Raw genomic sequence first — 23,995 nt, forward strand, 5'->3', positions numbered from 1 at the left:
TTTACTCATTCCCTGTATCCGGTGTGCCTTTGAAGTCGTCCGGATATTTCTCGAACAGCTGGGCGATGAATGATTGCGCAGCTTGTGTTCCCAGCGTCTTGACCAGCAGGTCGATGCTGATCAGCGCCAACTCCTCAGGACTGCCCGGACTGTAGGAACTATGCCCTTGTGGCCAGTGGGCCTTGATGTCGGCGGAGATGCTTACGGTCGTCATGTCGGGGCTCGGGAGGTCGCTGGGTCGGAGTTTCGAGTTAACCATTTTGTCCGGCGTTTGGCACTGCGACTTAGGCATGAACGCGGGGCTATGCGACACTTGGTCGTCTTTAAGAAACCAGGTACCGAGCCGTGCAGATCGATTTGAATTCTCCCGATGGCCTGACACTTGACGCTGTGCGCCGGTTGCTGGCCTCCGCCAGTGATGATGAGCACACCCAGTTGCGTGTGACCAAGGGCGGGATTGCCTATATTTCGGCGGGGGTCACTGGCGGTCAGGATATCGATGGGCTGTCGTTTCGTCTGGAAACCTGGGCAAAGGGATCTGGCTATGTGGGAAACGTCGCAGCCAGTGATGAAGTCTGGGTCATGCAGATTTTCAATGCTCTCAAAGACAATTGGCCGAATCCGCCGCTCGACTACATCGACATCTACTGAGCTCGTTAATATTCGGTGACGATTGTATGGAGATGCATTGCGCGCGCTTCAGGCAGACTCAGCGTTTTTTCCGGGTAGTGGGGCAGGGTGTCCACAGGTGTTGTGAAACCAAACGCCGGAATGGCGGTCGCACGATCTCAGCTTAACCATTAGAAAGAAGGAGGCTTCATGCCTTTGAAGTTCGCATCACTGGGTGCACTTATGGCCGCTGCCATGTTGGCCGGATGCAGCACGACCTCCAGCGAGTCGGCAAAGGATCCTGTGGCGTCCGATGCCGGTCATGGCCGCTGTGAAGCAAAGGCTGCGGAATTTGCCATCGGTAAAAGGGCTTCCCCGGAGCTGCTAGAGCAGGCTCGTGCCAAGTCTGGCGCGCAAAATGCCCGCTTCCTCAAACCTACGGACATGATCACCCTGGAATACCGCTCCGATCGCCTGAATCTGAACACCGACAACAATCTGGTGGTCATCCGCGCCAACTGTGGCTGATCCCGGGTCGTTTTTGTCACAGGCATAAAAAACCCCGTCACATGGACGGGGTTTTTTTAGTGCGCCGGGAAATTACTCTGGGCGAACTTGTGCAGCTTGCATACCCTTTTGGCCTTTCTCAGCCACGAAGGAAACGGTCTGGCCTTCTTTCAGGCTTTTGAAACCGTCGGATTCGATAGCTTTGAAGTGTACGAACAGGTCGTCACCGCCACCTTGAGGAGTGATGAAGCCGAAGCCTTTTTCATCGTTGAACCATTTAACGGTGCCGGTTTGGCGATTAGACATGGTGTATCTCCAAGAAACATATATTTTCAGTAGTACTGTGCTGCTCAGGCCAACTGGGCACACCCGGGTATCATAGTCGAAATGTTCGGTTTGGTAGCCCCCCGGACGTGCTGTTTGCTTTCATATTGCAGACGCTTCGACAGTTTGAATGTCTGTAACCCCCGGTTTCAGAGGCTTTCAGCCAATTCGAAGGGGTGTAAAAAAAGCTATAAAACCTGCATAAAATATCGAATTCAGGGGCATTTCGGCTGTTTTGCGCTTATCGAATGCCCACAAATCCGTTCATCGGGACTATTTTTGCACTCGGCAAACCGAGATTTCTTTCAGTGCGCGCTGACCCAATTCGCCACTCGGCGGGGTGTTCTTGTCCATCAGTTGAGCGATTTCCTGCGTGGTGAATTTCTTCTCCAGGACATCAGCGCCGCAGGTGCAGTGTTGTTTGGCTACAGTCGGGTTGACGCTTTGGCTGGCCGCCTTGGTGCAGTCATTCATGTATTGCTCTTTTACGCCTTTCGGCCAGGCGGCCTGCGCGCTCAGCGGCAACAGCAGAACTAAAGGGACGACTGCGGCAAATAGGGTGTTCAGACGCATGCGAAGATGCTCCTTGTGGGTCGATGTCTTGTTATCTGATGGCTGAGGGGCCGATCAAGTTCATCACTTTGGCATAAAACAGACGATTTGCCTGCCGGTAAAACCAGCGTGCGTGCGCGACCGTTCATCTGTGCTAGCATGGCCGACTCGAGCGTTTCGCAGGCACCGGATGACCTTCAGTCCCGGTAGCGGCGGCGTACGAATACTCTGATTTGAATCCCAGTCACTCTGGTTCGGTTTTCCGGTTGGCCGCAAGGCTCCTGCCGCTGTAAGGCAGGCGTTCGTCATTGAATGGCCTGGATCGGATCTTGTACTGGCTCATCCCAACCCACGTGACCTTTGGTAGGGGTCACCACTAGGAGAGGAGGCGCCATGCCAACTATTACTCTTCCCGACGGCAGTCAACGTTCATTCGATCACCCGGTTTCCGTAGCCGAGGTCGCCGCGTCCATTGGTGCAGGCCTGGCCAAGGCCACCCTGGCCGGCAAGGTGAACGGCAAGCTGGTCGACGCCAGCGACATCATCGACAGCGACGCAACGCTGCAAATCATCACGCCAAAGGATGAAGAGGGGCTGGAGATCATTCGCCACTCTTGCGCCCACCTGGTTGGCCACGCGGTCAAGCAGCTGTACCCGACGGCCAAAATGGTCATCGGTCCGGTCATTGACGAAGGCTTCTATTACGACATCGCCTTCGAGCGTCCTTTTACTCCGGACGACATGGCGGCCATCGAACAGCGCATGCAACAGCTGATCGATACCGAATACGACGTCATCAAGAAAGTCACTCCGCGTGCCGAAGTGATCGAAGTGTTCAAGGCCCGTGGCGAAGACTACAAGCTGCGTCTGGTCGAAGACATGCCGAACGAGCAGGCGATGGGCCTGTACTATCACGAAGAATACGTCGACATGTGCCGCGGTCCGCACGTGCCGAACACTCGCTTCCTGAAATCCTTCAAGTTGACCAAGCTGTCCGGCGCCTACTGGCGCGGTGATGCCAAGAACGAGCAATTGCAGCGCGTTTACGGCACCGCCTGGGCTGACAAGAAGCAGCTGGCTGCTTACATCCAGCGTATCGAAGAAGCTGAAAAGCGCGATCACCGCAAGATCGGCAAGCGCCTGGGCCTGTTCCACACCCAGGAAGAAGCGCCGGGCATGGTGTTCTGGCACCCGAATGGCTGGACGTTGTACCAGGTACTCGAGCAGTACATGCGCAAGGTGCAGCGCGACAACGGCTATCTCGAAATCAAGACGCCGCAAGTCGTTGACCGCAGCCTGTGGGAGAAATCCGGGCACTGGGCCAACTACGCGGACAACATGTTCACCACTGAGTCGGAAAGCCGCGACTACGCCATCAAACCGATGAACTGCCCTTGCCACGTGCAGGTGTTCAACCAGGGCCTGAAGAGCTACCGCGAGCTGCCGATGCGCCTGGCGGAGTTCGGTGCCTGCCACCGTAACGAACCATCGGGTGCGCTGCACGGCATCATGCGTGTGCGTGCGTTCACTCAGGACGACGCCCACATCTTCTGCACCGAAGAGCAGATGCAGGCTGAATCTGCTGCGTTCATCAAGCTGACCATGGATGTTTACCGCGACTTCGGCTTCACCGACGTCGAGATGAAACTGTCCACTCGTCCGGAAAAACGCGTTGGCTCCGATGAGCTGTGGGATCGCGCCGAAGCGGCACTGGCTGCTGCCCTTGAAAGTGCTGGCCTGCCGTACGATCTGCAGCCGGGTGAGGGAGCGTTCTACGGTCCGAAGATCGAATTCTCGCTGAAAGATTGCCTCGGCCGCGTGTGGCAGTGTGGTACCTTGCAGCTCGATTTCAACCTGCCTGTGCGTCTGGGAGCCGAATACGTCTCCGAAGACAACAGCCGCAAACATCCGGTGATGTTGCACCGTGCGATTCTCGGTTCGTTCGAGCGTTTCGTCGGGATTCTGATCGAACACTACGAAGGTGCATTCCCTGCGTGGCTGGCGCCAACCCAGGCAGTGATCATGAATATCACTGATAAACAGGCAGATTTTGTCGCCCAGGTGGAAAAAACTCTCAACGAAAGCGGGTTTCGTGCCAAGTCTGACTTGAGAAATGAAAAGATCGGCTTTAAAATCCGCGAGCATACTTTGCTCAAGGTTCCATATCTCTTGGTTATTGGGGATAAGGAAGTCGAGATGCAGACTGTCGCTGTGCGTACTCGTGAAGGTGCTGACCTGGGCTCGATGCCCGTCGCCCAGTTCGCTGAGTTTCTCGCGCAAGCGGTTTCCCGGCGTGGTCGCCCAGATTCGGAGTAATTATTATTAAGCGTGAAATGAGACAAGATAAACGAGCTGCACCGAAAGCCCCGATCAACGAGAATATCTCGGCACGCGAGGTTCGGTTAATTGGCGCTGATGGCGAGCAGATTGGCATCGTCTCGATTGATGAAGCGCTTCGTATTGCTGAAGAAGCAAAGCTTGATCTGGTAGAAATCTCTGCCGACGCAGTCCCACCGGTTTGCCGGGTGATGGACTACGGCAAATCGATCTTCGAAAAGAAGAAGCAGATTGCTGCGGCGAAGAAGAACCAGAAGCAGATTCAGGTAAAAGAAATCAAGTTTCGTCCAGGGACGGAGGAAGGGGATTACCAGGTAAAACTGCGCAACCTGGTACGTTTCCTGAGTGACGGGGACAGGGCCAAGGTATCCTTGCGATTCCGCGGCCGTGAGATGGCCCACCAGGAGCTGGGGATGGAACTCCTCAAGCGGGTTGAACAAGACCTGCTCGAGTACGGTTCGGTCGAACAGCATCCTAAGATGGAAGGACGCCAGCTGATCATGGTCATCGCCCCGAAAAAGAAGAAGTAATCAACAGGGCACGGCAGGCCTTCTGATTATGTTTATCAACTGAATGCGGAGTATCCGAACATGCCAAAGATGAAAACCAAAAGTGGTGCTGCTAAGCGGTTTCTGAAAACTGCTAACGGTATCAAGCACAAGCACGCTTTCAAGAGCCACATCCTGACCAAAATGTCGACCAAGCGTAAGCGTCAACTGCGCGGTAGCAGCTTGCTGCATCCGTCTGACGTGGCAAAAGTCGAGCGCATGCTGCGCCTTCGTTAATTTTTGGATCAAGAATAGAGGAAGTAACTCATGGCTCGTGTAAAGCGTGGCGTCATTGCCCGTAAACGTCACAAAAAAATTCTGAAACTTGCTAAAGGCTACTACGGTGCACGCTCGCGCGTATTCCGTGTTGCCAAGCAAGCGGTAATCAAGGCAGGCCAATACGCCTACCGTGACCGTCGTCAGAAAAAACGTCAGTTCCGCGCTCTGTGGATCGCTCGTATCAACGCTGGTGCTCGTGTTAACGGTCTGTCCTACAGCCGTTTCATTGCCGGCCTGAAAAAAGCGTCCATCGAGATCGACCGTAAGGTTCTGGCTGATCTGGCAGTGAACGAAAAAGCGGCGTTTGCTGCGATTGTCGAGAAAGCTAAAGCCACCTTGGCTTAAGTACCCCCGACAGTCATCCGGCCTCACCTTTGTGGGGTCTGGTGTTAAACGTCATAAATAGGGGAAGAGCCTTCAAGCTCTTCCCCTATTTTGTATCTGGAGTCTGTACATGGAAAACCTGGATGCGCTGGTCTCTCAAGCACTAGAGGCTGTGCAAAGCGCTGAAGATATCAATGCCCTGGAGCAAATCCGGGTTCAATACCTTGGCAAGAAGGGTGAATTGACTCAGGTGATGAAGACCCTGGGGAATTTGCCGGCAGAGGAGCGTCCGCAAGTCGGCGCCCTGATTAACGTTGCCAAGGAACGTGTAACAGGCGTTCTCAATGCGCGCATGGCTCTGTTTGAAGAGGCCGAGCTGGCTGCCAAACTGTCTGCCGAATCCATTGACGTGACGTTGCCGGGCCGCGGTCAGACCTCCGGTGGTCTGCATCCGGTTACCCGGACTCTGGAACGAGTCGAACAGTTCTTCACCCGAATCGGCTACGGCATTGCCGAAGGCCCTGAGGTTGAAGACGACTACCACAACTTCGAGGCGCTCAACATCCCAGGCCATCACCCGGCCCGGTCGATGCATGACACCTTCTATTTCAATGCGAACATGTTGTTGCGCACCCATACCTCGCCGGTACAGGTCCGCACCATGGAATCGAAAAAGCCGCCGATCCGCATTGTCTGCCCAGGCCGTGTGTACCGTAGCGACTCCGATATCACCCACTCGCCGATGTTCCACCAGGTCGAAGGCCTGCTGGTTGATCGCGATATCAATTTTGCCGATCTCAAAGGCACGATCGAAGAGTTCCTGCGGGTGTTCTTCGAGAAAGAACTGGCCGTACGTTTCCGTCCTTCGTACTTCCCGTTCACCGAGCCATCCGCAGAAGTCGACATGGAATGCGTGATGTGCAGCGGTAAGGGCTGCCGTGTCTGCAAACAGACCGGCTGGCTGGAAGTGATGGGCTGCGGCATGGTTCATCCGAATGTGCTGCGCATGTCCGGCATCGATCCGGAAGAGTTCTCCGGCTTTGCTTTCGGCATGGGTGTCGAGCGTCTGGCCATGCTGCGTTACGGCGTGAACGACTTGCGTCTGTTCTTCGACAACGACTTGCGGTTCCTCGCGCAATTTCGCTAGTCGTAACGAATTCTTAGGAGAGCAGGATGAAATTCAGTGAACAATGGCTGCGTGGCTGGGTCAGCCCGCAGGTAGATCGCGACGCGCTCGTTGCTCGTCTGTCGATGGCCGGTCTTGAGGTCGATAGCGTTACGCCGGCCGCCGGTGTTTTCAGTGGCGTGGTGGTGGGCGAGGTGCTGAGCACCGAGCAGCACCCGGATGCCGACAAGTTGCGTGTTTGCCAGGTCAGCGATGGCGCGGAAACCTTCCAGGTCGTGTGCGGTGCGCCAAACGTGCGTCCGGGCCTGAAGATTCCGTTTGCGATGATCGGTGCCGAGCTGCCGGGTGACTTCAAGATCAAGAAGGCCAAGCTGCGTGGCGTCGAGTCCAACGGCATGCTGTGCTCGCAATCCGAGCTGCAGGTCGGTGAAGGCAATGACGGTCTGATGGAGCTGCCGGCCGATGCGCCGGTGGGCGAAGACTTCCGTGTTTATATGGACCTGGAAGACGCCAGCATCGAAGTCGATCTGACTCCGAACCGTGGCGACTGCCTGTCCCTGGCCGGTCTGGCCCGTGAAGTCGGCGCGCTGTACGACGTTCCGGTCACTCGCCCGGTGGTGATGACCGTTCCTGCGGTGCACGACGAAGTGCGTTCGGTAGAAGTCCTGGCACCTGCTGCCTGCCCGCGTTACCTGGGCCGTGTCATCCGCAACGTTGATCTGTCCAAGCCGACGCCGCTGTGGATGGTTGAGCGCCTGCGTCGCGCAGAAGTCCGCAGCATCGACGCCGCCGTCGACATCACTAACTACGTGATGCTGGAGCTGGGTCAGCCGCTGCATGCTTTCGATCTCGCCGAAATCAATGGCGGCATCCGTGTGCGCATGGCGGAAGAGGGCGAGAAACTGGTATTGCTCGACGGTCAGGAAGTCAGCCTGCGTAGCGATACGCTGGTGATCGCCGACCACACTCGGGCTCTGGCGATTGCCGGCGTGATGGGTGGCGAACACAGCGGTGTATCCGCGACCACTCGCGACGTATTCCTTGAAAGTGCGTTCTTCGACCAGATCGCTGTGGCGGGCAAGGCTCGATCCTACGGTCTGCACACTGACGCTTCGCACCGCTACGAGCGTGGCGTGGACTGGCAACTGGCCCGTGAAGCCATGGAGCGCGCCACTGGCCTGCTGCTGGAAATCACCGGTGGCGAAGCCGGCCCGATCATCGAAACCGTCAGCGAGCAGCATCTGCCGTCGATCGCGCCAATCACCCTGCGTGCGCAGCGCATCACCCAGATGCTGGGCATGGAAATGGATTCGGCCGAAGTCGAGCGTCTGCTCAACGCTTTGGGTCTGAAAGTTTCCGACGACGGAGCAGGGCAATGGCGCGTAGAAGTGCCGAGCCATCGCTTCGATATCAGTCTGGAAGTCGATCTGATCGAAGAGTTGGCACGTCTGTACGGTTACAACCGCCTGCCGGTTCGTTACCCGCAAGCTCGTCTGGCGCCGCAGGCCAAAGCCGAAGCGCGCAGCGATCTGCCGGAACTGCGTCGTCTGCTGGTTGCTCGTGGTTATCAGGAAGCGATCACTTACAGCTTCATCGATCCGAAGCAGTTCGAACTGTTCAACCCGGGCGTCGAGCCACTGCTGCTGGCGAACCCGATTTCCAACGACATGGCTGCCATGCGTTCGTCGCTGTGGCCAGGTCTGGTCAAGGCGTTGCAGCACAACCTCAACCGTCAGCAGGATCGTGTTCGTCTGTTCGAGAGCGGTCTGCGCTTCGTTGGTCAACTGGATGGTCTGAAGCAAGAGCCGATGCTGGCCGGTGTTGTCTGCGGTAGCCGTCTGCCGGAAGGCTGGGCGCAAGGTCGCGACACCGTCGATTTCTTCGACGTCAAGGCTGACGTAGAAGCGGTGCTGGGTTTTGCCGGTGCGCTGGATTCGTTCACTTTTACTCCGGGCAAACACCCAGCGCTGCACCCGGGTCAAACCGCGCGCATCGAGCGGGAAGGGCGTGAAGTCGGCTTTATCGGTGCGATTCACCCTGAGCTGTCGAAGTCCCTCGGTCTCGACCGCCCGGTCTTCGTTTTCGAGCTGGTTCTGGCTGAAGTGGCGTTGGGCAAAATGCCTGAATTCCACGAGTTGTCGCGCTTTCCTGAAGTGCGTCGTGACCTGGCACTGATTGCGCACAAAGACGTTGCGGCCTCGGCTGTATTGAGCGTAATCCGTGAAAATGCAGGCGAATGGCTCACGGATCTCAGGCTGTTTGACGTGTATCAGGGTAAAGGTATTGATCCTGATAGAAAAAGCCTTGCAGTCGGCTTGACCTGGCAGCATCCATCGCGCACTCTTAATGACGATGAGGTGAATTCGACGACGCAAAATATCCTCACCTCGCTCGAACAAAGGTTGAACGCCACGTTAAGGAAGTGACGTATGGGGGCTTTGACGAAAGCTGAGATGGCGGAACGTCTGTATGAAGAGCTGGGCCTGAACAAGCGGGAAGCCAAGGAATTGGTCGAACTGTTTTTCGAGGAAATCAGGCACGCTCTTGAAGACAACGAGCAGGTCAAATTGTCGGGTTTCGGCAATTTCGACCTTCGGGACAAGCGCCAGCGGCCTGGCCGCAACCCGAAAACGGGGGAAGAAATCCCGATCACGGCTCGCCGTGTGGTCACCTTTCGTCCAGGGCAGAAGTTGAAAGCCCGAGTTGAGGCTTATGCTGGAACCAAGTCATAACGACGAACTACCCGTCATCCCGGGAAAACGCTACTTCACCATCGGTGAAGTCAGCGAGCTGTGTGCGGTAAAACCACACGTGCTGCGCTACTGGGAGCAGGAGTTTCCTCAGCTCAACCCCGTCAAACGCCGCGGAAATCGCCGGTATTATCAGCGCCAGGATGTGCTGATGATCCGGCAGATCCGCGCGCTCCTTTACGATCAGGGGTTCACCATCGGCGGCGCGCGCCTGCGGCTGTCCGGTGATGAGGCCAAAGACGACACAACCCAATACAAGCAAATGATCCGCCAGATGATCGCTGAGCTCGAAGATGTTCTGGTGGTACTCAAGAAATAATTTCCTGCTTTTAAATACTTCCAGTTTTCAAAAGCTTGCGATATATTCTTGAGCGTTCTTCGAGATGGAGAACGAGTTTCAAACCTAGTCGGGGCGTAGCGCAGTCCGGTAGCGCACTAGCATGGGGTGCTAGGGGTCGAGTGTTCGAATCACTCCGTCCCGACCATATAATTCAAAGGGTTGCGAGATTTTATCTCGCGACCCTTTTTTATTTTTGTTGTTTTTACCCTCACAAAACGGCTGGCTCTGGGTGGAATCTTAGGTCGCGCGTTGTTTCTGGAAAGGCTGTACAAGGGGGGCGCTGATCGGCAAGAACCAACAACTTCCGCCTCCCCCTTTGCGTTTCGAGAGCGTACGCCTTACTAAACCACCGCTCCGAAAAGCGATCCCACCATTGCCGTAATGCCCATAGCCAGCGCGCCCCAGAATGTCACCCGCCAGGCCCCGGTGATGACCTTGGCTCCGCCGGCCTTGGCGGCGATGGCGCCCAGTGTCCCGAGAAACACCAAGGACATGCCTGATATCCAGGGCACCACGCTGTGCTCCGGCGCGACAAACGTCACCGCCAGCGGCAAGGCGGCGCCCACCACGAAACTGGCGGCGGAGGCCAGGGCTGCCTGCAAGGGTTTGGCGGTGAGGGTGGCGCTGATGCCCAACTCGTCCCGGGCGTGGGAGCCCAATGCGTCATGGGCCATCAATTGATCGGCCACTTGATGGGCCAGTTCGGGTGATACGCCGCGATGCATGTAGATGTTGGCGAGCTCGATGTGCTCGGCTTTCGGGTCGCTCGACAGTTCTGCCCGTTCGCGGGACAGATCGGCCCGCTCGGTATCGGCCTGGGAATGTACGGAGATGTACTCGCCAGCGGCCATGGACATGGCTCCGGCCATCAGGCCCGCCATTCCGGTGACCAGCAATGTGGCGTGGCTGGCATTGGCGGCCGCGACGCCCATCAACAGGCTGGCGGTAGAGACAATCCCGTCGTTGGCGCCCAGGACGGCGGCGCGCAGCCAGCCGATACGATCGCTTCGGTGTGCCTCGGTGTGCCTGTGCATGAACTTCATTGTAGAACGGGGCTCCCTGTCATTAGGCGGTTCACGTCGGATGGGTTCCGAGCGGCCCGGCAATCTGCGTCAGCGGGTTTCAATTTGCGCCTGCAACTGGCCGCCGACAATGGATATTTCTTTGAATTGTTCACCCTCGCGCAGCACGAACAACGCGTCCATCCCGCGTTCCTGAGCCAGACGTGGGCCCTCGGTTTCGCCCAGGACCATCAACGCTGTGGCCCAGGCATCGGCGAGCATGCACGAGGCCGCCACCACGGTGACGGCGGCGAGCGGGTTGCACAGCGGCGCGCCGGTGGCCGGGTTCATGGTATGAGCATAGGACTGACCGCCCACGTCTACCCAATGTCGATAGTCCCCGGAGGTCGCGATAGCGGCATCGCCAAGTTCCATCACGCCCATGACTTCACGCACGCCCCGGTTGGGCTTTTCCAGGGCCACGACCCAGCATTGGCCGTCAGGTTTGGCGCCCCGGGCGCGCATTTCGCCATCGATGCCGACCAGGTAGCGGGTGATGCCCAAACCCTCCAGGCAGCGGGCCAGTTCATCCACGCCAAAACCTTTGGCGATGCCACTCAAGTCAAGGTTCAGCGGTAGGCGCTTGCGTGCCTGATTGTGTTGCGGGTCAACCACTAATGCGGCGCTGGCCAACAGCCGGGCGCGCAGCGGCATCGTGCCGATCGTCTGCTCTGTGACTGTCTGTTCCCCGGGACCGAACCCCCAGGCGTTCACCAGGTCACCGACAGCGATGTCGAAGGCGCCGCCCGATTGCTGACTGACGCGCAGCGCAGCCGACAGCACCGTGGCCAGTTCCTTGGGCACGGACACCCATTCCTGCTCGGGGGCGGCGTTGAGGCGGTTGATATCCGAGTCGGGTTTCCAGGTGGACATTTGCTGGTCCACTCGGGCCACGGCGCGCGCCAGTCGACGGCCAACGTCGTCGGCATCGATCCCGGCCCCGGCATAAAACAGGGCGGTGTAGCGAGTGCCCATGGTTTCGCCGTTCAGGCTATAGCGCTGCAACTCAGTAGACGTCTTCACGGTAGCGTCCTTGTGCCTTGAGGTTCAGCACACTCAGGTTGAGAGGCGCCAACACTTCATCGAGGGCCTGTATCACGCCTTTGGCCATTTCGCGGCTGCCACACACCAGCACTTGGGCACCTTTTTCAATCAGCCGGCGCAAGGTCAAGGCATCGCCGATCAGCCGGTCTTGAACGTAGCAGCGGTCCTGAACCTGAGAGAAGGCCGCGCGCAGTGCCGTGAGGCGACGGTCTGACAAGTATTGGTTGAGCTCCGGCTCATAGAGAAAGTCCGAGGTCGGGTTGCGCCCGCCCCAATACAAGTGCATCGGGTGCCTGGCCTTATTGTTTCGGATAAAACCGGCCAGAGGACCGATGCCGGTACCGGCGCCGATCAGGATCACCGGGTGCGCGCCCGACGCCGGACGAAATTGCGGGTTGGGCTGGATAAAAGCTTCGATCTGCGCGCCGATGTTCAGGCCATGAAGGAATTGCGAGCACATGCCACCGTTGTGTTTACGCACACAGATCTCCAGCACGCCGTCCCGGGAGCCGCTGGCCAGCGAATAGAAACGCGGGATCGGGCTGCCGGGGGGCACAACCCCGACCAGGTCACCGGCCAGAAATCCCGGCAGTTCGCCGCAGGCTTTGAAGCGCAGGATGTGGGTCGGCGCATTCACCTGTTCGCCATAGGCAATCCGCTCTGTCAGCTGCAATTGATGGGTACGCGGCTGCTGCGGGGTGTGAACCAGCACCAGATCCTGCCCCAACACTTCGCCCAACGCATGACCCCAGCGGGCAAACTCCTGAGAGGACTGGCGGTTGACGGTTTCCAACCCCAGCAATGGCGAGCCACCGGCCTGCAGCATCGCGTCCTGCACCTGATGGGCGTACTGACAGAACTGTGCAAACTGACGGTCGCCCAGGCCCAGCACCGCAAAAGGCAGACCGGGCTTGAGGCCGGTTTTGGCCAGCCGCGCCAGGAACTGCGAAGCCGAGGCCGGCGCATCGCCGTCACCGTGGGTCGCGGTGAGGATGAACACCCGTTGGGCTTTGCGGTAATCACCCACCCAATCATTCATCGCCGCGCTGTGCACCTGATGACCACTCTGGTGCAAGGCGTCGTGCAAGGTTTTGGCAAAGCCCCAGGTGCTGTTATTTTCACTGCCCACCAGAATTACGCTGTCGGCGGAGTGGGCAGGGCTGTTGTGGCGGATATTCGGGCCAGCCTTGCGGCGGCGCCACCACAACAGGATGCCGGTCACGCTCATCAACGGCACGCAGAGGGCGCAGAGTCCAAGCGGCAGGCCCAGCCACCAGAGGCCTTCGCCGGTGTGCAACTGATAGATCCATTCGTAGAGGTTGTGCATCGAGTCATGGGCTTGATAGGACAACAAGGCGCCGCTGGCCTGGTCCACGTAGCCGTCGCCCTGGGCCGTGCGCAGGGAAAACACATCGTGCGGGTTGCCAGGGCTCGGGTAAACCAGCTCGCGCAGGTCGTTGAGGTCGGTGGCCTGCAAGGCTTGCAGTGTCGCCACCGGCAAGGTCGGACCGGTACTGACGTGGGCGGGGAAGGCGGGTTCACTCTGACTGCCGTCGGCGATAAAACCGAACGTGGTGGCGGACATGTAGAGCCCGCTCAATGTCGACAGCAGCAGCCCGAGCAACGCCAGTCGCCCAACTTCAGCATGCCAGCGCTGGCTGAAGGTGCCCCGCAGTGGCCGCAGCAAGTTGCGCCAGCCACCCAGGCGCCGGGCCAGCAATAGCGCGCCGGACACCGACAACATCAGCATGAACAGCGCGCCGACACCCGACGCTCCGTGGCCTGGCGTGCCAAGGAACATCGAGCGGTGCAGCTCTTTCACCCAACGCGTAAACGCGGAGGGTGCATAAGGCGCCAGGCCTTCGCCGGTCAGTGGATTGACCGTTTCAGCCCCGGCCTGACCGTTCTTGTTGTAGTAGACGATGACCGTCCCGGACGCCGTGCGCTGGATCTGCTCCACGCCCGGGAAGTGATTGGCCACACGTCCGGCCAGTTGGCCGACGTTGAGTTGCCCGGCGGCGGTGGCGGTGTTGTGCAAGCGTTCCAGCGCCGGGTCGACCGACAGGATCGCACCGCTTATGGCCAACAGCATGACCAACAGGGCCGCGATCAGGCCGGGCAGGGAATGGGACTGGCGAAGCATGTTCAGCCTCCAGAAAGGGCAGGTGCTACAGATCGTAAGTAAAGGACTCGACATAGGTGCTGCCGGTCGCCGGCTGGCCCGCGCCCTTGGACGTGAGCGGCGCGCTGACATCGGCGCGAGCGTCGCGTTTGTCCTCGACGGCACTGTCGATGCGGATCTGATACCCGGCATCAATCAGGGTGTCTGCCAGTTCGACGCTGACTTTTAGCGTGCGCCCACTGCCGACACTGGCGCCGCTGACCCCGTCAAACTCGCTCGGGTTCATCCCGCTGCCACGGGCCCAGTCGCTCAGGTGCTTGTAGTACTTGGCTTTCTTGCCGGCCACCCAAAGGGTTTTCTGGTATTGGCCGTTGGCGTCGGTGACATAGATCGCCAGGTAGGCATCATTGCCGCTGTAGTCCTTGAGCTGTGTGGTCAAGGTCACTTCACGAGCCTGAGCCAGACCCGGCAGGGCAATGGCGCCGGCAAGGCAGGTGGTTGCGATGATCTTTTTCATGAGGGTGTCCTTTTGATCGTTAGGTCGAGAGCCTGGACCTGCTTGCTGACAGCAACCTGAAGCGCAGGGAAAACTCATCGACAGGTGAGGCGTCATTCGGTGAGCGGGCTGCCGAGGTAATCCCTGGCATCGCCGTCGTCGCGGAAATGGATCTCGAGTGTGCGCAAACGCAGCGAGGCCGGTGAGTAGCTGGCTTCGATGGCGTTGCCTTTTCGATCCAGCCCCTTGAGCTCGTAACAACCGTCGTCGACCTTGATGCGTTGCACGCTCCAGCCGTATTGCCGCTCGACCTGCTGACGCAAGGTTTCGCGCGGTTGCCAGTCGCTCACCGGGTCGCTGCAATCGTCATCGGCCAGGGCGTAACCACTGAGCAGCAGGCTCAACAGCGTGGCATTGGCAATAGAACCTGTTTTCATGATCTGTCTCCTGCCGAGGTCGGTGTCTGTGGCATACCCTAAGGTGCATTCCTGACAACCAGCTGAATCTTCAGATTCACGTCAGGTAAGGCGATTAAGGTGCTGCATGACAACCATCGCAGGAGGTGCCAGATGCGGGTTCTAGTGGTCGAGGACGCTCCAGGCTTGGGGGAAGCGGTGCGCGAGCAGATTGCCGATGACGGCCACGCCGTCGATTGGGTGCAGCGCCTGGACCACGCGCGCAACAGCGCACGCACCACGCCTTACGACCTGATCCTGCTGGACCTGATGCTCCCGGACGGTCGCGGGCTGGATTTTTTGCGTCAGCAACGTTCGGCAGGGGACGTGACCCCGGTGATTATCCTGACCGCCCAGGATCAGATTTCCGATCGTATCGCTGGCCTCAACGCGGGCGCCGACGACTACCTGGTCAAACCGTTCGACCTGTTCGAGCTGTCGGCCCGTGTGGCGGCGGTGGCCCGGCGCTGCAGCGGCAACCCCAATCCACAGATCAGACTCGGCGACTTGCAGGTCGACATGAGTGCCCGCACGGTGTTGCGGGCCGGTGCGACGGTGGACCTGACCGCGCGGGAGTGGGCGCTGTTCGAAGCGTTTGTGCAGCGCCCCAGCGCGCTGCTGTCCAAGTCGCAGCTAGAAGAGCGGTTGTATGCCTTCGGCGCCGAAATCGAGAGCAACACCATCGAGGTCTACATCAGTCGGTTGCGTAAAAAACTCGGGCGCGACCTGATTGAAACCGTGCGGGGCATGGGCTACCGGTTGATGTCCGCATGAAGCCGTCGTCAAGCCTTCAAAAACGCCTCGGCCTGGGGCTGACGTTGGGCACGACCTTACTGTGGCTGGCGGCGACCGTTGGCGCCTGGCTGGTGGTGCAGCATGAATTGAACGAGGCGTTCGACAGTGCACTGGAAGAGACTGCGCAGCGCATTCTGCCTCTAGCCGTGCTGGAAATCAGCAACCGGGAAAACCCCAGTGAGGCACAACATGTCGCCACCCTGAAAATGCACAAGGAATACCTGACGTACCTGGTGCGCGATGCCAAGGGCGAGATCCTGATGCAGTCCCACGACGCCAACCCGAAGATCTTCAACCAACAACCGGCCGAAGGCTTTTCAACCACAAAAAAATACCGTCTGTACGGCGCCAGTGCGCTACGTGAAACAGTGTTTATCGAGATTGCCGAACCTCTGGAACACCGCCGTGAAGCGGCACGTGAAGCGTTGCTTGCCCTGTTGTTGCCATTATTGGCGCTGATTCCCATCAGTCTGTTGGGGACGTGGTTGTTTGTGCGTATCAGCTTGCGCAGTGTATTGGCCTATCGTCGTGCCGTGGAGACTCGTGGGGTGGGTGATCTGTCGCCGATCAGCGGAGCGCGATTGCCGGCGGAAATCGCACCACTGGCGGAGGCGGTCAATCATCTGCTGGAGCGCTTGCGCAAGGCTTTGGAGAGCGAACGCAGCTTTACTGCCAACAGCGCCCATGAACTGCGTACGCCACTGGCGGCAACCCTGGCGCAAATCCAGCGACTCCACCAAGAGGCGCCCGAGGGCCCGTTGCGACTACGTGCGGCGAAAATCGAAAACGCGTTACGCGAGCTGGCGCGGCTTTCGGAAAAACTCATGCAACTGGCCAAGGCCGAAGGCGGTGGCCTGTTGTCCGAAACGCCTCAGGACCTCATTCCGTTGCTCGCCCATGTGGTTGATGAGTGGAACAACCGCAGTGGGCACCGGATCAGGTTGCAGCTGCCAAACCAGACCTGCGTGTACTCGACCATTGATCCGGACGCCTTTGGCATCCTGTTGCGCAACCTGATCGAAAATGCGCTGAAGTACGGGGCAGCGGATCAACCGATCGATGTCAGTCTCACCGAACAGGCACAGTTACGGGTGGTCAATAGCGGCCCGGCGGTGCCGCAGTCGGTATTGCAGCACCTGACAGAGCGCTTTGTGCGCGGTCACAGTGAAATCAGTGGTTCAGGGCTGGGGTTGGCGATTACTAAAACCATCGTGCAGGGGGTCAACGCGAGAATGAAATTGTTTTCCCCTGCAACAGGTCGACAGGAGGGGTTCGAAGTGTGCGTCTGGTTACCGCTTGCCTAGTTCCAACCAGGTCGTCAGGCGCCACTTGGCTTTTTCTCAGCGTCGAGAATAACGAGCGAAAGTTGAGTTCGGCGCGTCCACAGGCTCATTTCATTCATGTCCTCTACTCCTGGGATGCAGGCGCACTAGTGCACGGACGGATCGCCAAGACAGGCCGCGATCTCATTCACTGTGCTGCGTGCTGTGCGTGTTACACCGATCAGCGTGGCGGAAGCCGAACCTGTCCACTCGCCATAGCCCACCAGCCATAGTCTTGGTTCCTGGATCGAGTGAGTGCCGTCGACCTTAACGCGACCTTCAGTGTCGATCACCCCCAACGTATCCAGATGCTGAAGTGCGGGCCTGAACCCGGTACACCAAATGACCGCGTCCACTGCAGATTCAGATCCATCGGCCCACATCACGCCATCGCGAGTGAAACGTTCAAATGGGCGTACAGACTTGAGAGCATCACGCTCACGGGCTTCTACAACGGGTGGCACCATGACGATGTCTCCCAACCCGCCGACCGGCTGGTCAATGACACGCCCCTCTTGCTGGGCCTTCAAGCGCTGAGTGGCGCGCTCGAACAGCACCCGTCCATCCACATCGTCAGGCAAAAAGACCGGTTCAGTAACGGTTACCCAAGTGGTCTCGGCGACCTTGGATACTTCTGCCAGAATCTGCGCTCCTGAATTGCCACCACCCACCACCAAAACCTTCTTGCCAGCAAACGCTTGTGCATCGACATAGTTCGCGGAATGCAATTGCCGACCGGCGAATAATTCGGCACCGGGGTAGTGGGGGATATACGGATTGCTCCAGGTGCCGGTAGCGCTGATTACTACCTTGGCATCCCAATACTTGCCGTCAGAACGTACTCGTAAGCCAGACTCTAAGCGTTCCACGGAAACGACCCGAACCGGGCGTTCCACCGGAAATTGGTAGCGCTGCTCATATTGGTTGAGATAGTCGATTACATGATTTCGTGTGGGATAGCCTTCTTGCGCGGGCGGCATCATCCAGCCGGGTATTGAACTCCAGGTGGCCGGAGAGAATAAACGCAGCGAGTTCCAGCCATGCCGCCAGGCACCACCGGGCTCTTCCTCTGCGTCGAGGATGACGAACGAAAGTTGAGTTCGGCGCAGGAAATACGCTACCGCCAAGGCTGACTGACCTCCACCGATAATCACTACATCTCGTTGGTCGCTGGGCGAAGGAGTCATGGTGGAAACCTAAAGTCGATGCCGGTAGCCAGTATAGCGACCCACGTTTGAATCCAACTGATCTGGCTCATAGTTTGAGGATGCAAAGAACACGCGTGGATCGTTCAGGAAATGGAGTGCTCACTACCAGTGGCCAGCGGCACTAAACTGATCCAACCCCCGCGCCGATCACACCGGACAGACTGAGGCCTATGAGAAGCAGGCCAGCGACAATGCGCAGGCGACGGTCAATGGTTCGAATGTCCGCTTTCATGGCGGATCTTCCGATCAATGGCTGCGCCGGCGCTCCAGTGCAGTAAACAACAACATGCCGGCCAGCATGGCCAACATGAACACGATCACTTGCCAGTGCCCTGTCAGTAGAATGGCCACTGCGGGGCCAGGACAGATGCCCGCTATTCCCCAGCCGATGCCGAACAACAGGCTCCCGCCAATCAAGCGCGGGTCCAACTCACGTTTGATCGGTAGCTGCATTGGCCTTCCCAACAGCGAACTGGATTGTCGGCGGGCCCAGGTAAGCGGGCCAATGGCCACGCCAATGGCCCCGACCATGACCAACCCCAGGGAAGGGTCCCAGGCACCGGTTAAATCCAGGAAAGCGAGTACTTTGCTCGGGTTTGCCATGCCTGCCAGAAGCAGGCCCAGGCCGAAAAGCAGGCCAGCAATGAACGCAGTCAGTTTGGTCATGTTCAACCCCCCAGCAGATGACGCAAGACAAACACCGTGACGAAACCGCTGAACATGAAGCACACAGTGGCGACCATCGATCGCGGCGAAAGGCGCGATATGCCGCAGACCCCATGGCCACTGGTACAACCTGATCCGTATCGGGTGCCGATGCCGACCAATACACCGGCGACGATCAGTCCGCCCCCGCCACTTTTGAACTCAATCTGCGGCAGCGCGGCGAACAAACCCCATAGAAGCGGCGCGATGAGCAGGCCCAGGAGAAAAAGTGCTTTCTCACTCACGCCCTCGCTCCCACGCTGTAAAAGACTGCCGATCAAGCCGCTGATCCCGGCGATGCGCCCGTTGGCGACGACGAATAGACTGGTCGCCAGGCCAATCAATGCGCCACCGGCAAGGGATGACCAGGGAGTGAAGTTGAGCCAGTCGACATTCACGAGCTTTCTCCTACGCAAAAGTGTTGATACAGGGTTTGGATGACTGCCAATGCTGCGGGACTGCTGATGCAATAGACCACCTGCTTTGCGTCACGGCGAGTGCTTGGGTACATGGCAACCTCCAAGATAGCGATTTAAGTATCGCTTCTTGGCGCCCGTTGTCACGGGACAGGTCCACCAGTTTCCCTCCTCATCAAAGTCCGACACTCAAGCCGATCACCTGGATCGGCTTTTTTGTGCCCCCACAAAACTAGCCAGTGATTTCACTGACAGACACCCAGCGCCGCTCCTCAGCCGCGATCCGAATCGCCGTCGCCAGCCTCTCCACTTCAAACGCCTCCTCAAAATCAGTCCCGGTTTGCTCGTTCCCGGCCAACGCCACGATCAGTTCATGTACTTCCAGCGTCTTCAATTCGTTGTAACCCAACTGATGCCCCGGCGCCGGGCTGAATGCGGCGTAGCCGGGCAAGTCCGGTCCGGCCAGTAAACGCTGGAAGCCGCCTTGGCCGGCGCGACACAGGCGTAGCTCGTTCAGGCGCTCCTGATCGAACGCCAAGGTGCCTCGGGTGCCACTGATTTCGAAGCTCAGATGATTCTTGTAGCCATGCTTGAGCCAGCTGCTGCTGAAAGTGCCGCGCGCGCCGCTGGCAAAGCGCAGCAACGCATGGGCCTGATCGTCGACCGCAATGTGGCGTTGTTCCTGGCTGCCGGTTGTGGCCGGGCGTTGGCGATGGACGGTGTGGGAGTCGGCGCACACCGCTTCGACATCGCCCAGCAGGTAGCGCGCCATGGCGAGCAGGTGGCTGCCCAGATCCGCCAGTGCCCCACCGGCATGTTCGGGTTCGCAACGCCACGACCAGGGCGAAGCTGGATCGGCCATGAAATCTTCGCTGAATTCACCTTGAAAACTGATGATCTCGCCGAGTTCGCCACTCAGGATCAGCTCGCGTGCCAGGCCAATAATCGGGTTGTGTTGATAGTTGTAGCCGACCCGGGTGACGACGCCGGCATGCTTCGCTGCCACGTGCATCGCATGAGCTTGCTCAAGATTCACCGCCAGCGGCTTTTCGCAGTACACCGGCTTGCCAGCGGCAAGGGCGGCCATGGCCATCGGATAGTGCAGGTAATTGGGTGTGGTGATGGCGATCAGGTTGACCTTGGGGTCGTCAATCAATCTCTGCCAGTCGCCATGGGCCTGCTCGAAGCCCCAGGCGGTGGCGCAGGCTTTTGCGCGTGCGGGATCGGCGTCAGCCAGAGCGGCCAGACGAAGGGTGAAGGGCAGTTCGAATGCCCCGCTGACATTGCGAAAGGCCAAGGCGTGGGCGCGCCCCATGAAGCCCGTGCCGATCAGGCCGATTCCGAGTTCACGCATGACAGGATCCTTTGAGTTCTTGTTTTCAGAGGTCCTGTTTATAGAATAAATATCCCCTATACTCAAATAATGGAATAAATATTTTGATCTGGTGTGTCAGCTGGGATGACGGAGCTCCGGTCAGTCCTCGAATCCGACCTGCTCGTGAATCTCGTCCACCTTCAACTCTAGTCGATAGGCCACCGCGATAAACAGCGCCTGGCACAGGCACAAAGTCGCACTCAAGGAGCGGAACGCGAACGAACTGCCTTCGTTGACCAGCAGCAAAGTGTTGGCGCGCTTGGCCAATGGCGAGAGATTGCTGTCAGTGATGATCAAGGTTTTCGCCTGATGGTGCTGGGCGATGCGCAGGCAGTGCTGGGTTTCCTTGCCGTACGGCGTGAAGCTGATGGCGATCACCAGGTCATTGGCGCGCACGCTGCGCATTTGCTCGCGGTAGCTGCCGCCGAGGCCCGAGACCAGGTGGATGCGCTTGTTGGTGTGTTGCAGGTTGTAGACCAGATAGTCGGCCACGGCGAACGAGCGGCGCACGCCGACCACGTAGATATTGTCGGCATTGACCACCAGGTCCACAGCCTTTTCGAAGGCCTGGTCATCGAGCTCCTGCCCCAGGCGTTCGATGCCCGACAGGGTGGCGTCGATGCACTCGCGGGCAAGGTCGCCGCCGCTGGCTTTCTGCGACTTGTTGGCGATCATGCTGCGAATGCGCTGCTGGTAGTTCTGCACCGGCGTGGCTTTGTGGGTATACGCCTCGCGGAACAGCGCCTGCATTTCGCTGAAACCGCTGAAACCGAAACGCTGGGAGAACCGCACGATGGCCGACGGATGCACTTCGCATTCGCGGGCGATGTCGCTGATGCGGTCGACCATGATCCGGTCGCTCTGCTGGCTCATGTAACTGGCGATGCGTTTGAGCTGGCGCGGCAGGCTTTCGTATTCACGGGTAATGAGCTGCAGCAGACGCTCGGCATTGATCGGGGGGCTGGCAAGATCGCTCTCGGGCGTGCTCTCGGCGGTAGCCGGCTGATCGGTGCGGGACATAAATAATCCTTCTGGCTTGTTCTTATAGGGACGGTTGTACGTATCGTCCCCTGACAATAGGTTGGCTGTGCGCAGTCTACAGGCTCGGCCCGGACAAAATCTTGAGCTTGCGCCAGCAGGATCCCTGCTGAAACGATGCACTGTGTCTGGAGCGCCTGCACTGAAGCTTATTGGAAAAAATATTCCACGTGAAAAATAATTGGAATATTTATTGATTGTTCGATCCGGCTCGTTTTAGTCTGCATCCACCAAGAGTGCCCGGCGCGGTCACCGCGTCGGGGCACAGGCTGATAAAAATAACAGGAGCCAGCATGGGCCAGACTCGTTTTGCCAGTGGACGTCAATTGGATCTGATTTGCCTCGGGCGCCTCGGCGTCGACCTCTATGCGCAGCAAGTCGGGGCACGGCTGGAGGATGTGAGCAGCTTCGCCAAATACCTTGGAGGCTCCTCCGCCAACATCGCGTTCGGCACCGCCCGGTTGGGGCTCAGATCGGCGATGCTGAGCCGCACCGGCGACGATCACATGGGGCGTTTCCTGATCGAATCCCTGGCCCGTGAAGGTTGCGATGTCAGCGGCATCAAGGTCGATCCGGAGCGACTGACCGCCATGGTGCTGCTCGGTCTCAAGGATCGGGAAACCTTTCCCCTGGTCTTCTACCGTGAGAATTGCGCCGACATGGCGCTGCGGGCCGAAGACATCAGCGAAGCCTTTATCGCCTCCAGCAAAGCCTTGCTGATCACCGGCACCCATTTCTCCACCGACGGCGTCTACAAGGCGAGCACCCAGGCGCTGGACTACGCCGAAAAGCACAACGTCAAACGGGTGCTGGACATCGACTACCGCCCGGTCCTGTGGGGGCTCGCCGGCAAGGCGGACGGCGAAACCCGTTTCGTTGCCGATCAGAACGTCACTCAACATGTGCAACAAATCCTCCCGCGCTTCGACCTTGTGGTCGGGACCGAAGAAGAGTTTCTGATGGCCGGTGGTTCCGAGGATTTGCTCACTGCGCTGCGCAATGTCCGGCGGCTGAGTGCAGCGACCCTGGTGGTCAAACTCGGCCCACAAGGTTGCACGGTGATTCACGGAGAGATTCCGGCGCGTCTTGAAGACGGCGCGATTTATCCCGGGGTGCGGGTCGAAGTGCTGAACGTACTGGGCGCCGGCGATGCGTTCATGTCGGGTTTCCTCAGCGGTTGGCTGGAGGATGCCAGCGACGAGCGTTGCTGCCAGTTGGCCAATGCCTGCGGTGGTCTGGTGGTATCGCGCCATGCCTGCGCACCGGCGATGCCAACCCGTGCCGAGCTCGATTACCTGTTCAGCAGCCCGGTGCCGATTACCCGGCCTGATCAGGACGCCATCCTGCAACGTCTGCATCAGGTCAGTGTGCCGCGCAAACAGTGGAAGCAACTGTTCATCTTTGCCTTCGACCATCGCGGGCAATTGGTTGAATTGGCCCAGAAGGGCGGACGCGACCTCGGCGCCATCGGCGAACTCAAGCAACTGTTCATCAAGGCCGTAGAGCGTGTCGAAAAAGATCTGCGCGAGCAGGGCATCGAAGCCGATGTCGGGCTGCTGGCGGATCAGCGTTTCGGCCAGGACTCGCTGAACGCCGCCACCGGTCGAGGCTGGTGGGTGGCGCGGCCGGTCGAGGTGCAGGGCTCGCGGCCGCTGGCCTTCGAGCATGGGCGCTCGATCGGCAGCAACCTGATCGTCTGGCCGCAAGAGCAAATCATCAAATGCCTGGTGCAATTTCACCCGGACGACGAACCGATGCTGCGCCTGGAGCAGGAGGCGCAGATCAAGGCGCTGTATCAGGCGTCACAAGTCAGCGGTCATGAACTGCTGCTGGAAATCATCCCGCCCAAGGATCACCCCTCACCTCATCCCGATGTGTTGTATCGCGCGCTCAAACGCCTCTACAACCTGGGCATCTACCCGGCGTGGTGGAAGATAGAAGCGCAAAGCGCCGAGGAATGGCGACAGCTCGACGAACTGATCCAGGCGCGCGATCCCTATTGCCGAGGCGTAGTGCTGCTGGGCCTGAATGCCCCTGCATCAGCGTTGGCCGAAGGCTTTCAACAGGCCAGTCATAGCCAGACCTGCCGTGGGTTCGCCGTGGGCCGGACGATTTTCCAGGCGCCGAGCCGCGCCTGGCTGGCCGGGGAAATCGACGACGAAACGCTGATCCGCCAGGTACAGGGCACCTTCGTCGAGCTGATCGATGCCTGGCGCACGGCCCGGGCCTGAGCCGCGGTTGAACATTCTAGAAATAACAATA

General features: G+C 58.8%; 26 protein-coding genes, 1 tRNA gene and 2 pseudogenes. 14 read left to right on the top strand and 15 right to left on the bottom strand.

All coding sequences use genetic code 11. The annotated features are described in order from the left end of the window. Position 1: 1 nt before the first annotated feature. Positions 2-214, bottom strand: coding sequence for a hypothetical protein (locus tag ACSPX5_RS04905; RefSeq protein ID WP_207864975.1), 213 nt, complete (start codon positions 212-214; stop codon positions 2-4). A 131-nt stretch (positions 215-345) separates the two neighbouring features. Between ACSPX5_RS04905 and ACSPX5_RS04910 the strand changes: the two genes are divergently transcribed. Both ACSPX5_RS04910 and ACSPX5_RS04915 read left to right on the top strand, forming a co-directional pair. Next, complete coding sequence (locus tag ACSPX5_RS04910) at positions 346-651, top strand: hypothetical protein (protein ID WP_169429680.1); 306 nt, start codon at positions 346-348, stop codon at positions 649-651. A gap of 168 nt (positions 652-819) precedes the next feature. Further along, positions 820-1,137, top strand: coding sequence for an I78 family peptidase inhibitor (locus tag ACSPX5_RS04915; RefSeq protein ID WP_169429681.1), 318 nt, complete (start codon positions 820-822; stop codon positions 1,135-1,137). A gap of 72 nt (positions 1,138-1,209) precedes the next feature. On the opposite strand, the gene ACSPX5_RS04920 is transcribed toward ACSPX5_RS04915, so the two are convergent. Together ACSPX5_RS04920 and ACSPX5_RS04925 are read right to left on the bottom strand one after the other, a co-directional pair. After that, entirely contained in the window at positions 1,210-1,422 is a 213-nt protein-coding gene (locus tag ACSPX5_RS04920; protein WP_003179963.1) for a cold-shock protein, read from the bottom strand. 291 nt (positions 1,423-1,713) lie between these two features. Further along, entirely contained in the window at positions 1,714-2,013 is a 300-nt protein-coding gene (locus tag ACSPX5_RS04925; protein ID WP_169429682.1) for a hypothetical protein, read from the bottom strand. A 372-nt stretch (positions 2,014-2,385) separates the two neighbouring features. On the opposite strand from ACSPX5_RS04925, the gene thrS reads away from it, so the two are divergent. From thrS to ACSPX5_RS04970, 9 genes are all read left to right on the top strand, one after another. Then, complete coding sequence (gene thrS / locus ACSPX5_RS04930) at positions 2,386-4,308, top strand: threonine--tRNA ligase (protein WP_439821057.1); 1,923 nt, start codon at positions 2,386-2,388, stop codon at positions 4,306-4,308. Then, a complete protein-coding gene (gene infC / locus ACSPX5_RS04935; protein ID WP_169432615.1) occupies positions 4,308-4,859 on the top strand; it encodes a translation initiation factor IF-3 in 552 nt (183 codons plus the stop codon). The genes thrS and infC overlap by 1 nt, the downstream gene beginning before the upstream one ends. 60 nt (positions 4,860-4,919) lie before the next feature. Then, a complete protein-coding gene (gene rpmI, locus ACSPX5_RS04940; RefSeq protein ID WP_002553160.1) occupies positions 4,920-5,114 on the top strand; it encodes a 50S ribosomal protein L35 in 195 nt (64 codons plus the stop codon). A 30-nt stretch (positions 5,115-5,144) separates the two neighbouring features. Continuing rightward, entirely contained in the window at positions 5,145-5,501 is a 357-nt protein-coding gene (rplT, locus tag ACSPX5_RS04945) for a 50S ribosomal protein L20 (protein WP_002553161.1), read from the top strand. A 109-nt stretch (positions 5,502-5,610) separates the two neighbouring features. Beyond that, on the top strand, positions 5,611-6,627 hold the full coding sequence (gene pheS / locus ACSPX5_RS04950; protein WP_065261418.1) for a phenylalanine--tRNA ligase subunit alpha: 1,017 nt from the start codon (positions 5,611-5,613) through the stop codon (positions 6,625-6,627). A gap of 26 nt (positions 6,628-6,653) precedes the next feature. Next, on the top strand, positions 6,654-9,032 hold the full coding sequence (gene pheT / locus ACSPX5_RS04955; RefSeq protein WP_439821058.1) for a phenylalanine--tRNA ligase subunit beta: 2,379 nt from the start codon (positions 6,654-6,656) through the stop codon (positions 9,030-9,032). A gap of 3 nt (positions 9,033-9,035) precedes the next feature. Then, positions 9,036-9,338, top strand: a complete 303-nt coding sequence (gene ihfA / locus ACSPX5_RS04960; protein WP_002553164.1) for an integration host factor subunit alpha — start codon at positions 9,036-9,038, stop codon at positions 9,336-9,338. Beyond that, a complete protein-coding gene (locus ACSPX5_RS04965) occupies positions 9,319-9,675 on the top strand; it encodes a MerR family transcriptional regulator (protein WP_003179985.1) in 357 nt (118 codons plus the stop codon). The genes ihfA and ACSPX5_RS04965 overlap by 20 nt, the downstream gene beginning before the upstream one ends. 89 nt (positions 9,676-9,764) lie before the next feature. After that, positions 9,765-9,841, top strand: a tRNA-Pro gene (locus ACSPX5_RS04970). Between the two features lie 196 nt (positions 9,842-10,037). On the opposite strand, the gene ACSPX5_RS04975 is transcribed toward ACSPX5_RS04970, so the two are convergent. The 5 genes from ACSPX5_RS04975 to ACSPX5_RS04995 form a co-directional block, all read right to left on the bottom strand. After that, positions 10,038-10,739 carry a VIT1/CCC1 transporter family protein gene (locus tag ACSPX5_RS04975; RefSeq protein ID WP_084317898.1) on the bottom strand — a complete coding sequence of 234 codons (702 nt, stop codon included), beginning with the start codon at positions 10,737-10,739 and terminating at the stop codon, positions 10,038-10,040. 69 nt (positions 10,740-10,808) lie between these two features. After that, positions 10,809-11,780: an FAD:protein FMN transferase gene (locus tag ACSPX5_RS04980; RefSeq protein ID WP_323160829.1), complete on the bottom strand. Its 972-nt coding sequence runs from the start codon at positions 11,778-11,780 to the stop codon at positions 10,809-10,811. Beyond that, positions 11,764-13,944, bottom strand: coding sequence for a PepSY domain-containing protein (locus ACSPX5_RS04985; RefSeq protein WP_439821059.1), 2,181 nt, complete (start codon positions 13,942-13,944; stop codon positions 11,764-11,766). Before ACSPX5_RS04985 ends, ACSPX5_RS04980 begins: the two co-directional genes overlap by 17 nt. Positions 13,945-13,969: 25 nt before the next feature. Next, on the bottom strand, positions 13,970-14,440 hold the full coding sequence (locus ACSPX5_RS04990; RefSeq protein WP_169429685.1) for a DUF2271 domain-containing protein: 471 nt from the start codon (positions 14,438-14,440) through the stop codon (positions 13,970-13,972). Between the two features lie 92 nt (positions 14,441-14,532). Beyond that, on the bottom strand, positions 14,533-14,856 hold the full coding sequence (locus tag ACSPX5_RS04995; protein WP_169429686.1) for a PepSY domain-containing protein: 324 nt from the start codon (positions 14,854-14,856) through the stop codon (positions 14,533-14,535). A 132-nt stretch (positions 14,857-14,988) separates the two neighbouring features. Between ACSPX5_RS04995 and ACSPX5_RS05000 the strand changes: the two genes are divergently transcribed. Both ACSPX5_RS05000 and ACSPX5_RS05005 read left to right on the top strand, forming a co-directional pair. Continuing rightward, positions 14,989-15,648: a response regulator transcription factor gene (locus ACSPX5_RS05000; RefSeq protein WP_439821060.1), complete on the top strand. Its 660-nt coding sequence runs from the start codon at positions 14,989-14,991 to the stop codon at positions 15,646-15,648. Then, the gene (locus tag ACSPX5_RS05005; protein WP_439821061.1) at positions 15,645-16,973 is read left to right on the top strand and encodes a sensor histidine kinase; all 1,329 of its coding nucleotides are present in this window, start codon (positions 15,645-15,647) and stop codon (positions 16,971-16,973) included. Before ACSPX5_RS05000 ends, ACSPX5_RS05005 begins: the two co-directional genes overlap by 4 nt. A gap of 125 nt (positions 16,974-17,098) precedes the next feature. Here the strand turns inward: ACSPX5_RS05005 and ACSPX5_RS05010 are convergent, their stop codons facing one another. From ACSPX5_RS05010 to ACSPX5_RS05040, 7 genes and pseudogenes are all read right to left on the bottom strand, one after another. Next, the gene (locus ACSPX5_RS05010; RefSeq protein ID WP_439821062.1) at positions 17,099-18,178 is read right to left on the bottom strand and encodes an ArsO family NAD(P)H-dependent flavin-containing monooxygenase; all 1,080 of its coding nucleotides are present in this window, start codon (positions 18,176-18,178) and stop codon (positions 17,099-17,101) included. A 125-nt stretch (positions 18,179-18,303) separates the two neighbouring features. Beyond that, positions 18,304-18,431, bottom strand: a pseudogene (locus tag ACSPX5_RS05015) (YgaP-like transmembrane domain); the annotation flags it as partial. Between the two features lie 14 nt (positions 18,432-18,445). Further along, positions 18,446-18,865, bottom strand: coding sequence for a DUF6691 family protein (locus tag ACSPX5_RS05020; protein ID WP_207864851.1), 420 nt, complete (start codon positions 18,863-18,865; stop codon positions 18,446-18,448). Between the two features lie 2 nt (positions 18,866-18,867). Then, positions 18,868-19,302, bottom strand: coding sequence for a YeeE/YedE family protein (locus tag ACSPX5_RS05025; protein ID WP_207864849.1), 435 nt, complete (start codon positions 19,300-19,302; stop codon positions 18,868-18,870). Next, positions 19,299-19,406: pseudogene (locus ACSPX5_RS05030) on the bottom strand (transcriptional regulator); the annotation flags it as partial. The gene ACSPX5_RS05025 and the pseudogene ACSPX5_RS05030, both read right to left, overlap by 4 nt. A gap of 146 nt (positions 19,407-19,552) precedes the next feature. Beyond that, complete coding sequence (locus ACSPX5_RS05035; RefSeq protein WP_439821063.1) at positions 19,553-20,674, bottom strand: Gfo/Idh/MocA family protein; 1,122 nt, start codon at positions 20,672-20,674, stop codon at positions 19,553-19,555. 120 nt (positions 20,675-20,794) lie between these two features. After that, positions 20,795-21,715, bottom strand: coding sequence for a MurR/RpiR family transcriptional regulator (locus tag ACSPX5_RS05040; protein ID WP_102621554.1), 921 nt, complete (start codon positions 21,713-21,715; stop codon positions 20,795-20,797). 311 nt (positions 21,716-22,026) lie between these two features. Between ACSPX5_RS05040 and ACSPX5_RS05045 the strand changes: the two genes are divergently transcribed. Next, the gene (locus ACSPX5_RS05045) at positions 22,027-23,964 is read left to right on the top strand and encodes a bifunctional 5-dehydro-2-deoxygluconokinase/5-dehydro-2-deoxyphosphogluconate aldolase (RefSeq protein WP_439821064.1); all 1,938 of its coding nucleotides are present in this window, start codon (positions 22,027-22,029) and stop codon (positions 23,962-23,964) included. Positions 23,965-23,995 lie beyond the last annotated feature (31 nt).

The sequence above is a fragment of the Pseudomonas sp. HLG18 genome (assembly GCF_051903985.1).
GTDB classification, from domain to species: Bacteria; Pseudomonadota; Gammaproteobacteria; order Pseudomonadales; family Pseudomonadaceae; genus Aquipseudomonas; species Aquipseudomonas fluorescens_BT.